Below are 13,791 nucleotides of genomic sequence, written 5' to 3' on the forward strand. Positions count from 1 at the left end.
ATTCTAATTGATATTGATTTCTAGACCTTTTCAACTTCACCTTTAGAAACAATAAAAATAAAATTTCTACAATTCCTTAATTATTATACATATCACCCGTAATCACAGATGTTACCAATTATTAAATGACAGGCCTTTAAAAGAATAAAAGGCCTACAAGAGATTGATACCCTGTTTCCTACTATAAGGTTTATTTTATTTCTTCTATGAGTTCTACCTGCAATAGCGATTTTGAATCTTTATACTTAGCAGATCCTTGATAGAAAAATGTGAAATTATCTTTATCATTACCAAATAGCTGTAAATATTTCTTATATTCTTCACTACCATTATAAAAATTCCCCTCTTCAACTCGTTGTTTATACTTGTTTAAATCACTATTAAGAAATTTATAATGTAGTAAAGCTGAAAAACAAGGTAAATTCTTATTTTTCTTATATGGATATGGGAAATGAGAATGTCCTTGTATATCACCCTTTCGGAAATAAAACAATGGATGTTTAGTCAAACAAACCTTTAAATCAAAGATACGTTCTCGTGGCCCCCCACTTATCATCAATCCCTCATGAACTTCAAGTACTCTATAATTTGTTTTATCAAAATAACTATACTCCGCTACGTAATCTTCATTCTCACTATTTTCCTTCTTATCAAGAATTATATTATCTTTTGGATACATATCTAACATTATAGAACGAATCCGTTCATAACCTTTATCCTTAATAAGAGATATAAAATAATTAATATCTTCCTGTTCAATTCCCGGATACACAAAGTGCTCATCTGAATCCACCACTAAATACCATTGATTGAATCCGTAATGGCTCAGTAAACGATTAATCCATCCTTCCCTTTTATGTGTTGAATAGGGTTCCTTCGTACAGAAAACATCACAATCCGGTTGGTTACATAACCATTCACGTGTTCCATCATTTGAGTTATTATCCAAAATGACAAAACGCTGAAAACCAATACCTCTATAATGATTTAAAAAGGTTTGGATACGTTTAATCTCATTTTTTACAATCGTAACTAAGATAGGTCCTTCATCATTTTGGCTATGCCCATTAATAAGATCTATGCGATTTTCTGTAAACGCATTAAGTATTTCATGCGTATTCTGATTATTACACCATAACTTATAAAATGCTTTCCGCCAATGTAAATCGTCCTGATTTTGATATAAATGTTTTAAATTATTATCTTGTGCCTTACTAAATTTATTATTAATGATTTTTTTATAATTATGGCTTTTTATAGGGTGCTTAATAAAAAACGGTACTTTTTTGTTTAAAACTCTCAATATATCCAACATATAATTAATATCTCCCTTTAAGTCTATATCCTATAAATATCTATGTTTTTTTCAACTTTCCTTTAATCATATGAATAGCTAATTTTTTTTCGTGATTATTAAATATAATAATAAAACTCGCAATATATCCACTCAAACCTGCAAAACCACAAACCAGTATAAAAGAAATCCATGATGATATATTAGCAATATGATTTATTACAAAAAACATGGCAGTTAAGATGAACAGTGCTACTATCCCTCTTAATAGGATAACGTAAAATGTATACCATTTCACATTCAAAGTATAAGCTGCATAAATTGGAACAAATACAACCATACGAATTAAAATCATTAAGCCGCTCACTGCTGCAACTGCATAAACACCTAGATTTGTATAATTAATCAATAAATATACAATAATTATATTTGCCCCTCCCATAATAAGGTTAGTAATTACAGGAAGTTTTATTTTTGCAGTAATTGTATTTACATTAAAAAGTGGATTAAATATTGTATTACATATTAATGGCAATAATGTTAATACTGAAAGAATTTGAATCTTTACAATTTCATTGTCCGAGAGACCTGGCATCCATAACGCAAAAAAATCTTTTCCAAAAATTATCAGTCCTATAATAGGAACAGACCCCAGAAAACCAGTAATTTTCATTGAAAAGATTATTTCTTTAACAAATTCCTTTATATTTCCACCGGCATATGTTTTAGTAAGCTGAGGTGTAAATATATTAGCACTCATGTGTATAAAATTTTGAATTTGTAGTGGGATAGTCTTAGCAATAGATAAATACCCCATATCTGTTGCACCAATAAATAAGTTTGTCATTAATAAATCCATACCAGCCATTAATATTTGACTTAATTGATTAATTGAATTCCACACCCCTACTACTAATAGTTCTTTCATTGAATTCCAATTAAAATATTTCTTTCTTATTTTAAGTTGGGGTGTTAATTTTTTCATAAACTCAATTTTTTTCACAGTAACATAAATTGTACAAAGTAGCGTTATAAATCCTATATACCATAAATGAGGTGGCATAAAACTAAAAAAAACAAATAGTAGTATGGCTCTAAATATGTTGGATTTAATATCAATTGATGCAGCAAGGTCCAATCGATTTTTCACAAATGTTCCTAAATTATAGACGCTCCCTAACAGACTAAGAAAAAAATTAATAAATAATAGTAACCAAAGTATTTTAACATCAAAAATAAAAAGTTTTGGTATATTAATAATGTTATCTAAAAACAAAACAAATACAATTGTTGGAAGTGTAAAAACTAGTACTATAGTAAGATTCGCAATTGCTACAGACGAATAGTACTTATTTGCAGTCTCAATATCATTTTGATGAATCTTAATCATTACGAATCGGCTTAGCATACTATTCAATGCAACGGTAAATACTGTTATATAACTAACAAAATTATTTGCTAATCCCCAAAAACCATACATTTCCTTACCTATATTTTCAACAATAAACGATGCTAGAAAAAAACTTATTCCAATGTTCAATATAAAACTAATTATTTGAGTTGCCATATTAATAGCTACTTGTTTCTTTGCTCCCATCTTATTCCTCTATCCTTATCATTAATTTTCGAATATCCTCGTTAATTCATCTTTATAAAAAAGAGAGTGGTGCATTCTCCACTATATGGACTTCTCTACTTCCTTTTTACATATCTCAATATTACTTACTGATTCTATTTTTCATTTCAATAAACAGCCATATAATTTAAGGGTATTTATAATTAATCTAATGGATAATAGCTATTATCCATTAGATTTTCATTAAATAAATTTTGATATAGCCAATTATTAACCTCACTTTTAATAACAAGTGAAGTTAACCCACTTATTTTATTTAACATCTCGACTTCCTAATATAATACAATCAATACACCCTCATTTATTCTGACTAATTTCACATAGAGTTAGTAAGTTGTATTCAAATAGTAAATATACTTTGATACGGAATAAGTTTGTTAATTGGATTCATAATCATATTAAAATGTTCAAATAAGGTTAAGGAGATTAGAAACATTAATACAATAATTTTAATATACTTATTTTTAATAGAAACTACTATTTCTGGAATTAGTAGTACTAAAAATATGGAAGAGTAAGCCATTAATCGAGTTATAATCCAAGTATTTAAACTAAAAATTGATAATGCTAAATTAAGGAAGGACCAATTAATAAGAATATTATTATACTTGCTACGATTTATTAATGATTTCTTACAAATCATAGTAAGTATAAAATAAATCAGTGCAATCATTACAGTTTTAATATTGCCACCTGTCATTCCAAACGAAGCCTGCGTATAGTCATTATAAAAATATCTTTGTATAGTTGAGAAAATAAAATTAAAAGATAAGCTCATAATAAATCCTATAAGCAATACATATACCATGCGCTTAGCATTTAAATTAATATTTAAAATAAAATATAATGGTAAGATCAGTAAAGCTGAGGTATGGAATAGCGATGCTACTAATATTAACCCTAGGAACTTAATAAATTTCTTTTCTATTATATATCTATAAGAAAAAAATACTATTCCAACTGCAATATACTGCCGTACTATATTTAAAGAAGATATATATGCACCCACAGTAAAAATATATACACTTAACCAGACAATAGATGAATGTCTGCTAATAGTTTTAAATATTAAATACAATATGATAAAACTAGTTACAATAAAAATCCATTGAGCTTCATCGGTAAATAAACCTACTATCTTATTAAGAAAAAGGTATCCATATTCAACTGTTGATTTTCGACCAACCTCCAATAATTCCATTAGATTAGAGGTGCTATTTACCAAATTAAATGTCCCTTTATAATTTATAAAATCCACCCCAACTTCAAATCTCATGGCTGAAATTGCTAGCAACTGTATAAAAGTCAAAAATAAAAAAGTTTCTTTTTTATTTTGCAATGGAACAAGAATAAATAAAAAAATTGCAAGAGCAAAGATAGCTATAATATTAAATATATATATTTCCATTCAATTACCTCTTACTAAAATCATTAACCTTACAATATAGCTTAATATTAATTATTAATAATATAGCTTTAAAAAAGGTCTTTAGGCTATTTGCTTTTCCTATGACGAATGATTTTCTTATATTTTTTTTATATTCAGGTCTATCTAACCTTCCTATATAAATACCACCCAAAAAAATATTTAGTAAATACTCATATAAAATTTTCCTTTGTTTCTCGCTTACTTTCTCTCTGTAAATACTTTCTAACTTATAACAAGTCTTTAGTATATGCAAACCGTTTCTAGATTTATCCCTTACATTCGTAATTGAACCTTCTCTAATTACATACATATAACCTTTAAAATCTACGTACCTAATTTTCTTTGCTTCAAGGAAAACCCTAGGTGTCCATTCCTCATCTTCATGTAATAACCCTTTTTCAAAGTAGAGATTATTCTCAAATAATAAATCTCTCTTATATAAGTTTAACCATGCACACACATGAAAAGAGTTTTGCTGAATGCTTTCACACATATACTCTATTCCAGTTAATGTTTCCTTAGAAAGTTTTTTCTCTTTCATTAATGGTAGATCAGACTTACCTTCCTGTATCAACATGGCATTAGCAGCTACCACATCTAAATTTTCTTTGATGGCCGCCTTAATTAGGATTTCGTATGTATTTTGGATTATATAATCATCACTATCAACAAAAGCAATATATTCTCCTTGTGATGCGAGCATCCCTGTATTCCGCGCATCTGATAATCCTCCATTTTTTTTATGTATAACTTTTATTCTGCTATCTTTATTTGCATAGTTATCACATATTTCTCCACAACCATCTAAGGAACCATCATTTACAAGTATTATCTCTAAATTAGTATACGTTTGATTACATATACTTTCAATGCACCTGGGTAATACTTCCTCAACATTATATATGGGTACAATTACACTAATAAGCCCTTTAATCAACCATCTCACTCCACTAACTTTTTTATGATGTAAAACTATATTTTTCTACTAATACTTAAATTTCATTTTTGACTTTAATATCCAAAAGAATTTACTTGTATAATACATAAGTGATTTATTATTAGTTTTTAATATCCCTTGCAATAACTTAAACTTAAAACCATCTCTACAAGAATTTTCTATCATATATCTGAATTTAGGTGACTCTGAAATTTTATTAATAGCACTCATTTTTTCTTTTTTTGATAATGTACAATGCGGATGAAAAAGATTCATAAATGCAGCATATACATTTTTAATATATATAAAATTTATTCGCCCTAAGATTTTATCATCCTTGCATCTATCCATATAAAAATTCACGAGTAAGTCGTGCACCTCATTTGTCATATCATATTTATTAGGGTAATATCGCGATGTTACACTTTCCCCTACCCCTTTATTGTAATGATAGTAACAGCCTTCCAACACACACATCTTCTCTGTTTTTTCTAATATTTTCAAATTAAAATATAGATCTTCTTGCAAACTAATATGCGGTGGCATTTCTATCATATTTTTCTTTACAATATCCATTCTAATCAGCTTACAACAAGGACCACTTATACTCTCATTTTCTACTAATCCAATAATACCCAAGGGAATATCCTTATTTGACGATATATTTTGCTTTGGAAGATTTACTTCTAAAGAAGATACCAAGTTCTGCTCTCTATCGAAAGTATCAACCAACATACCACACATTACAAAATCCGCACTTTGCTCCGTAGCAACTTTAGCTAACTCTTGTAGCATGTTATACTCAATATAATCATCCGCATCCACGAACATTAAATAATCGCCTGTTGCATTTAAAATCCCTTGATTCCGTGCTGCAGACGCACCTAGATTTTCTTGGGAAATTAATTTAACTCTTTTATCTTTCTCCTCAAATTTCTTACAAATAAAATTACTAGTATCTCTTGAACCATCGTCAACTAATATTAACTCTATATTCTCGTAAGTCTGATCTAAAATACTGTTTATACACTTCTGTAAAGAGTTTTCACAATTATAAACTGGTACAATAATACTGATTTTTTTATCACTCATGACACATCAATTCTCCATATATATTCATCATCTTAATTGTAGAATTTTCAATATTAAATTTTTGTACCCTGCTGATATTACTTTTTCCCATTTCCAATCTCAAATCCTCATTATCAACCAATTTTTCTATTGCTTCCAAAAATGCATCTACATCAGTTGAATTGCATAAATACCCTGTAACACCATCAATAGAATAATCAACGATCCCATGAATATTTGATGTAATTATTGGCAATCCCGTAGCCATAGCTTCCAGAGCAACCATACCAAGCCCCTCTCGTCTTGAAGGAAAACAAAAAATATCAGAAATCTTACATATTTCAATTATATCTCTACGGTATCCTAAGAGTTTCACCTGATTTTTGAGCCCTAGTTGTTTTATTAATAACTGCAAATGTGTTTCTAATGGACCCTTTCCACAAATTACATATTGAACGTTAGGATTATTTAATTTTGCAATAGCCCTTATAACTGTCTCATGATTTTTATTTATATTAAGCTCTCCTACTGAGAGAATAACAATTGCGTCTTTTGATATTCCGAGTTCTGTACGTTTTACTAATTTATTAACATCCATCATATTAATTTTCTGTGTATCGAGTCCCACTCCAGGAATATATTCTACCTTACCTGCTCTAAAAGATTGAACTGCTCTCTGCTGATCTTCATTATTAATCGTAATAAGCACATCTGTATGCTTTGATAAATAATACTCTATTGGATAATATATCAGCCAATTTTTTAAAGGTGCACCCTTAAAAAAATGAAATCCATGTGCAGTATATACAACTTTTACGTTCTGGATATTTTTGCAAGCAAGTCTTACACATACAGAAGCGACAGGTGTATGTGTATGTACCATGTCGTATTGTCCCGATTTTATAATCTCTTTTAATTTTTTGTATGCAAAATAATTTCTTTTGTCTAATGGTGAACGCTGGAATTCTAAATTGTAAACTTTACACCCAAGATCTAATATACTCGGATCGACTTTTTGTTGAAGATTAAATGCGACATCTACATGATGCCCCTGTTCAACTAACATTTTGATGTGAGGTATCAAAAATGCATTTACAGTATTAGATATAGTTGTAACATATAGTATTTTCATTTTTGATATTTGCGCTCCTTTTCTAAAATTACTTTACTAATTAATTTTTCTTGCTGGTATCCCTATGTATGTTCCGGGCTCATTAATATCCCTCACAATCACAGCCCCTGCCCCTACCTGACATTTATTAGTGACACTTATATTATTCTTTACTAAACTGCCAATCCCTAGCCACGTTTCTTCCCCTACTCTTACATTTCCAGCCAAATGAACCCCTGGGGATATATGAACATAGTCTTCTATTATATTGTCATGATCTATAGTAGAAGCGGTGTTAATAATGCAACCTCTTCCTATTTTTGTACAACTATTAATTATAACCCCAGCCATAATGACGGTCCCATCCGCCATTTCAACCTGCTCCCCAATAATTGCACTAGGATGAATTAAAACCGGTAAATTAACACCGTTATTTTCCAATTTTTTTTGGAGTTTTTTTCTTATAGCGTTATTACCAATACCTATAAATAAATCATAGTTTTCTATAAATTGGGTGAGATCCATAGATGTACCTATCACTTCAAGTCCCATAGATGATCTTAACCCTTTATTATCATCCAAAAAAGCTATTTCTTCCCATAAGTCCATCTTTAAAGCTATATCAGCTACAACCTTACCATGACCACTAGCACCTATAATAAGGAGTTTTTTCTTCATAATCCTATACTTCCTTTTTTTGTTCCTTTAAATGGCTCCATCGTTGCAGCAGTACCTGAATTGATTCCTTCTCTAATAAAAACCTTCTTAATTGTTAAAAGGATAATTTTCCAATCTGTAATGAAACTTATATTTTCCACATATTCTACATCGTAATTAAACTTTTCTTCCCAGCTAATAGCATTACGACCATTAACTTGTGCTAACCCAGATAACCCTGGTCGAACTTCATGACGTCTTTTTTGATGCTCATTATATAAAGGTAAATATTGAACCAACAAAGGTCTAGGTCCTATAATTGACATATCACCTTTAAAAATATTAAAAAGCCCTGGTAATTCATCAAGTGATGTTGAACGTAAAAATTTACCGAACTTAGTAAGCCTTACGCTATCAGGTAGTAACTCACCGTTTTCATTTTTTTCATCTGTCATTGTTCTAAATTTATACATTTTAAAAATAGTTCCATTTAATCCTGGTCTCTCTTGTTTAAATAATACCGGACTACCCAATCTTGTTTTTACAAGAAAAGCCACTATAAGGAATACTGGACTAAGCATTATAATAGCAATTAAAGACAGTATAAAATCCATCGGCCTTTTTATAAACCTACCATAGATGCCAACTTTAGAACTCCTCATTATGCTATCCACAACCCTTTAATAATTTTCACAACTTTTTCTAAATCTGCTTCTTTCATCTTCGTATCGCTTGGTAAACATATACCATTCTCAAAAAGTTTTTCTGATACATTTGTACCAACAAAATCATATTTCTTAAAGAATGGCTGCATATGCATTGGCTTCCAAACTGGTCTAGATTCAATATTTTCTTTTTCAAGGGCTTCCATCACATCTATTGGACGAACCTTACCGTTTAGTGTCATAGAACTTAGCCAATAGTTTGGTTCATTCCACTCATTACTAGGCATAAATTCAATTCCTTCAAGATTTCCTAATTCTCTCTTATAAAAATCAAATATGTATCTTTTCTTCTGAACTCTTTGATCTAATACTTTAAGTTGCCCTCTACCAATTCCAGCAACTACATTACTCATACGATAGTTAAATCCTAATTCACTGTGTTGATAATGTCTTGCCTGGTCTCTACTTTGAGTAGCCCAAAACCTTACCTTCGAAACTCTTTCTTCATCATTAGAAACAAGCATACCACCACCAGAAGTAGTAATAATCTTATTACCATTAAAAGAAAAAATACCATAATCTCCAAAACTACCAGTGTGTTTACCTTTATAATAAGTTCCCAAAGATTCAGCAGCATCTTCAATTAAAGTAACATTGTATTTTTTACAAAGTTCAACAATCTTATCCATATCAGCAGACAGACCGTAAAGGTGAACCACGATAACCGCTTTTACGTTGGGATACTTTTTAAAAGCCTCTTCCAGTGCTTTAGGACACATATTCCAAGTTTCATAATCACTATCTATGAAAACAGGAGTAGCATTTTGATAAATGATTGGATTTGCTGTAGCTGAGAATGTAAGTGTTTGACAAAAAACAACATCACCTTCTGCTACTCCAGCCGCTTTTAATGCCATATGAATTGCAGCTGTTCCAGAAGATAGTGCTGCCGCTGCATTAGATCCTACTTTCATAGCTAATTCTCTTTCAAATCCATTTACATTTTCTCCAAGTGGTGCAATCCAATTTGTATCAAAAGCTTCCTTCACATAATGCATTTCATAACCTTCATCACTCATATGTGGTGATGAAAGAAATATTCTATCTCCCATTTTTAAAACTTCCTTCCATTGAATTAATTTTTAAGATCTACTTTATTATTTGCAATATCTAATAATCGTTCTCTTATTTCTTCTTTACTAATTCCTTCAAAGTCATTCATAAACTGCCTTAAAATCTCTTGATCAATTAAAACAGCCTTTCCTATATGAATTTTAGGGAAAATTTGTTCTGGATGAATTTCACCTTCATTTAATAACTCTTCATACATTTTTTCACCTGGTCTTAATCCGGTAAATTCAATTCCAATTTCTTCAATAGAAAAACCTGAAAGGGTAATTAAATTTTTAGCTAAATCCACAATCTTTACTGGGGCTCCCATATCTAGCACGAACAATTCTCCGCCCCTAGCTAGTGTTCCAGCCTGAATAACTAATCTTGAAGCTTCTGGTATTGTCATAAAGTAACGAATCATATCAGGGTGAGTAACTGTTACAGGTCCACCTTTTTGAATTTGTTTCTTAAACAGAGGAATTACACTTCCCCTACTTCCAAGAACATTACCAAATCTAACCGCAACAAAACGTGTACCAGTACTAACCGATGCCATATGCTGCACAATCATTTCTGCAAATCGTTTTGTAGCTCCCATTACATTTGTCGGATTTACAGCTTTATCTGTAGAAACCATAACAAACGTATTCACTTTAAACGTATCTGCCGCTTCAGCTACATTTTTCGTACCAAAAATGTTATTTTTAACAGCTTCTTCTGGATTACGCTCCATTAAAGGAACATGCTTATGTGCAGCTGCATGATACACAATATACGGTTGATGCTTTTTCATTATTTCAAAGATTTTATGACGATCTTGAATATCAGCGATTTCTGTTGTAATTTCAACTGTATCTTTATATGTAACTCTCATTTCCATTTCGATATTATAAATGCTGTTTTCACCATGTCCTAAAAGAACAATTTTAGCTGGTTTATATTTCATCACTTGACGACATATTTCTGATCCAATTGATCCACCAGCACCTGTTACTAAAATTGTTTTACCTGTAATCTTCTCTCCAATTCCTGCATCATCTAACTTTATTGGTTCTCTCCCTAATAAATCTTCTACTTGTACATCACGGAATTCATTAACAGAGAGTTTTCCATCTAAAAGATCTTCAAGCATCGGTACAATTTGTGTTTTCGCCTTCGTTTTTCTACACTTCTCAAAAATCTCATTTATTTGATTTCTATTCAATGAAGGAATTGCGATAATAATATGTTCTATATCATTGTCTTCCACAATTTCTTGAATATGATTTGTTGTACCAACAACCGGAACATTATAAATTTCTAATTTTTGCTTATTCCTATCATCATCAACAAACGCAATTGGATATAAATCTGCTTCTCTATTATGCTGTAATTGACGTACTACCATTGTTCCCGCTGAACCAGCACCAATAATCAATGTTCGCTTTTTATCAGTAGCTTTAGCAATATACGTATCACGGAACATACGCCATACGAAGCGAGAACCACCTATTAATAATAAATGTAACATCCATGCGATAGCCAAAATTCGAACATAAATATCATGATTTATAATTTGTTGAACAATTGCTGTTACTAAAATTGATAGCGTAATCGCCTTAAATATTTGCTTTAGCTCCCCAATACTTGCATATTCCCACGCCTTGTTATAAAGCTTATAAATAGCAGCAAATACATGATGACTACACAATAATGTAATAGAACTAATAATTACTGTCGCAGGAATTTCACTTAATACATTTGGATGTATGAACCAATAACTTAAGTACACGGCAGTTAATACAATAAATGAATCTAATAAAATTAATAATGAGAGCCGTTTTCGATAACTCAATATATCTGTTCCCTTCTTTATATAATTCTCATCTTAGTGATAATAAAAAGGGACATTCTCTTATGAATGTACCTCTTCCTTTTTTACCAGTTCTTTTATATACTTCATCAAATCTAATTTTAATTCTTCATTTTGAAGTGCCATTTCAATCGTCGTCTTAATAAATCCAAACTTTTCACCGACATCATAACGAGTACCTTCAAAATCGTAAGCAAACACACGTTGAATCTCATTTAATCTTTGAATCGCATCTGTTAACTGAATCTCTCCACCAGCACCTGTCTGTTGATCCTCAAGAAACATAAAGATTTCTGGTGTTAATATGTAACGTCCCATAATTGCCAAATTAGATGGCGCTGTTCCTTGAACTGGCTTTTCTACAAATTGACGCACCTGATAACGACGTTCATTTTGTTCAACTGGATCGATAATACCGTAACGATGTGTTTCATTTTCTGGTACTGTTTGTACACCAATAACGGATGATTGTGTACCTTCATATTGATCCATTAATTGACGTAAACATGGTGTATCAGCTTGTACAATATCATCACCAAGTAATACTGCAAATGGTTCATTTCCAATAAACTTACGTGCACACCATACTGCATGCCCTAGACCTTTTGGCTCTTTTTGTCTTATGTAATGAATATTAATCTTTGAAGAAGCCTGCACTTTTTCGAGCACTTCAAGCTTTCCTTTTTCTAATAAGTTTTGTTCTAATTCGAAAGAATGATCAAAATGATCTTCAATCGCACGCTTTCCCTTTCCAGTCACAATAATAATATCTTCAATTCCTGATGCTATTGCTTCTTCTATTATGTATTGAATTGTCGGCTTATCAACGATCGGTAACATTTCTTTTGGCATCGCTTTCGTTGCTGGTAAAAATCTCGTCCCAAGACCAGCTGCTGGGATAATTGCTTTTCTTACTTTTTTCAAATCTAGTACCCCCAAAAATAAATTGTTATATTTACATGTAGCAATAACAAAAACCCTACCTATAGAGTCATAGTTATAACTCCATAGGTAGAGTTTCTATCATAAATAAATTATGGGCATCTAACCCACCCTCACGTCATACTCCCGACGACAAGCGTCTAAGGTAGGTTCGAAATAAAAATTTCTACCCACAGCACAACCGAGTGCCCCCATTGATAACGGTTAGGAGACATCACCAATTCTTTATTTAAAAAATACCGAACAATTTTTTACGACGAATTTGTTCTGGATCTTCTTTGTAAATTGCCTTCCCGCTAATTAATAAGTACGGATTTTCTTTCAAATCACTCATAACATTCATTCCGAATTCTTTCTCAATTAGTTCATAGCTTTCCGCTAAATGAAATCCTCTCGATGTCGTGTTATGTGCATCTGAAGCGACCATATGTGTTAAATTATGTTCTACAAGTTGAAGTGAAAACTTTTTAATTTTTTTACCGAATTTCCCTAATAAACTACCTGCCGTCACTTGCGTTAATGCCCCTTTATTTACAAGGTTATATAACTTATCTGGCCGCTCGATTAACTCGGCATTACGTTCCGGATGAACAATAATTGGAATCATTCCCTTAACACGCAATTCATATAATAGTTGTTCGGCATAACGGGGTACGTGATTCGATGGAAATTCAATGAATATATATTTATTTGTTTCATTTAAAGTAACGATTTTACTAGCTTCATAGTCTTCTAATAAATCGCCATATAGCCTAATCTCTTGCCCAGGTAAAATAGTAAGCGGAATATTATGTTGTTGTAGTTCATCATTCAGTTGTTTTACGTGATGAATAATTGAGGTACGTTCATTTATATATTTGCCATTTTGATGGTGTGGCGTTGCAACAATGGTATGTATTCCTTCTGATACAGCTTGTTGTGCCATTGCTAAACTATCTGTTACTGTCTGTGCACCATCATCGATACCAGGTAAAATGTGACAATGTAAATCTATCATTTGTTTCATCCTCCCTCTCTCCTATAAAGATCTTTTTTCCCTTGAATATGAGATATTACTCATATTCAAGGGAAAAAAGGAGATATG

General features: G+C 31.1%; 12 protein-coding genes. All 12 read right to left on the reverse strand.

Features of this window, described 5'->3' with window-relative positions:
- Positions 1-190: 190 nt before the first annotated feature.
- A complete protein-coding gene (locus DN401_RS15325; RefSeq protein ID WP_098212604.1) occupies positions 191-1,315 on the reverse strand; it encodes a glycosyltransferase family 2 protein in 1,125 nt (374 codons plus the stop codon).
- Positions 1,316-1,355: 40 nt separating this feature from the next.
- Positions 1,356-2,891, reverse strand: coding sequence for a lipopolysaccharide biosynthesis protein (locus tag DN401_RS15330; protein ID WP_097980947.1), 1,536 nt, complete (start codon positions 2,889-2,891; stop codon positions 1,356-1,358).
- A gap of 379 nt (positions 2,892-3,270) precedes the next feature.
- Positions 3,271-4,338 (reverse strand): EpsG family protein, encoded by a 1,068-nt coding sequence (locus DN401_RS15335; RefSeq protein WP_098212605.1) that lies wholly within the window; start codon positions 4,336-4,338, stop codon positions 3,271-3,273.
- A 4-nt stretch (positions 4,339-4,342) separates the two neighbouring features.
- Positions 4,343-5,296: a glycosyltransferase gene (locus DN401_RS15340; RefSeq protein WP_170955777.1), complete on the reverse strand. Its 954-nt coding sequence runs from the start codon at positions 5,294-5,296 to the stop codon at positions 4,343-4,345.
- A 48-nt stretch (positions 5,297-5,344) separates the two neighbouring features.
- Positions 5,345-6,388 carry a glycosyltransferase family 2 protein gene (locus DN401_RS15345; protein ID WP_098212606.1) on the reverse strand — a complete coding sequence of 348 codons (1,044 nt, stop codon included), beginning with the start codon at positions 6,386-6,388 and terminating at the stop codon, positions 5,345-5,347.
- Complete coding sequence (locus DN401_RS15350) at positions 6,381-7,499, reverse strand: glycosyltransferase family 4 protein (protein ID WP_097980943.1); 1,119 nt, start codon at positions 7,497-7,499, stop codon at positions 6,381-6,383. The genes DN401_RS15345 and DN401_RS15350 overlap by 8 nt, the downstream gene beginning before the upstream one ends.
- Positions 7,500-7,535: 36 nt before the next feature.
- Positions 7,536-8,156: an acetyltransferase gene (locus tag DN401_RS15355; RefSeq protein ID WP_098212607.1), complete on the reverse strand. Its 621-nt coding sequence runs from the start codon at positions 8,154-8,156 to the stop codon at positions 7,536-7,538.
- Complete coding sequence (locus tag DN401_RS15360; protein ID WP_098212608.1) at positions 8,153-8,797, reverse strand: sugar transferase; 645 nt, start codon at positions 8,795-8,797, stop codon at positions 8,153-8,155. The genes DN401_RS15355 and DN401_RS15360 overlap by 4 nt, the downstream gene beginning before the upstream one ends.
- Positions 8,797-9,912 carry a DegT/DnrJ/EryC1/StrS family aminotransferase gene (locus tag DN401_RS15365; protein WP_098212609.1) on the reverse strand — a complete coding sequence of 372 codons (1,116 nt, stop codon included), beginning with the start codon at positions 9,910-9,912 and terminating at the stop codon, positions 8,797-8,799. Before DN401_RS15365 ends, DN401_RS15360 begins: the two co-directional genes overlap by 1 nt.
- A gap of 23 nt (positions 9,913-9,935) precedes the next feature.
- Positions 9,936-11,747, reverse strand: coding sequence for a polysaccharide biosynthesis protein (locus DN401_RS15370; protein ID WP_149287833.1), 1,812 nt, complete (start codon positions 11,745-11,747; stop codon positions 9,936-9,938).
- A gap of 60 nt (positions 11,748-11,807) precedes the next feature.
- Positions 11,808-12,689: a UTP--glucose-1-phosphate uridylyltransferase GalU gene (gene galU / locus DN401_RS15375; RefSeq protein ID WP_098212611.1), complete on the reverse strand. Its 882-nt coding sequence runs from the start codon at positions 12,687-12,689 to the stop codon at positions 11,808-11,810.
- 247 nt (positions 12,690-12,936) lie between these two features.
- On the reverse strand, positions 12,937-13,704 hold the full coding sequence (locus DN401_RS15380; protein ID WP_149287837.1) for a tyrosine-protein phosphatase: 768 nt from the start codon (positions 13,702-13,704) through the stop codon (positions 12,937-12,939).
- Positions 13,705-13,791 lie beyond the last annotated feature (87 nt).

Origin of the sequence: Bacillus sp. BF2-3 (assembly GCF_008368795.1) — a bacterium.
Lineage (GTDB): Bacteria > Bacillota > Bacilli > Bacillales > Bacillaceae_G > Bacillus_A > Bacillus_A cereus.

Coding starts and splice junctions, on each gene's coding strand:
- DN401_RS15325 (WP_098212604.1), bottom strand. CDS start 1,315: ATGTTGGATATATTGAGAGTTTTAAACAAAAAAGTACCGTTTTTTATT.
- DN401_RS15330 (WP_097980947.1), bottom strand. CDS start 2,891: ATGGGAGCAAAGAAACAAGTAGCTATTAATATGGCAACTCAAATAATT.
- DN401_RS15335 (WP_098212605.1), bottom strand. CDS start 4,338: ATGGAAATATATATATTTAATATTATAGCTATCTTTGCTCTTGCAATT.
- DN401_RS15345 (WP_098212606.1), bottom strand. CDS start 6,388: ATGAGTGATAAAAAAATCAGTATTATTGTACCAGTTTATAATTGTGAA.
- DN401_RS15350 (WP_097980943.1), bottom strand. CDS start 7,499: ATGAAAATACTATATGTTACAACTATATCTAATACTGTAAATGCATTT.
- DN401_RS15355 (WP_098212607.1), bottom strand. CDS start 8,156: ATGAAGAAAAAACTCCTTATTATAGGTGCTAGTGGTCATGGTAAGGTT.
- DN401_RS15360 (WP_098212608.1), bottom strand. CDS start 8,797: ATGAGGAGTTCTAAAGTTGGCATCTATGGTAGGTTTATAAAAAGGCCG.
- DN401_RS15365 (WP_098212609.1), bottom strand. CDS start 9,912: ATGGGAGATAGAATATTTCTTTCATCACCACATATGAGTGATGAAGGT.
- DN401_RS15380 (WP_149287837.1), bottom strand. CDS start 13,704: ATGATAGATTTACATTGTCACATTTTACCTGGTATCGATGATGGTGCA.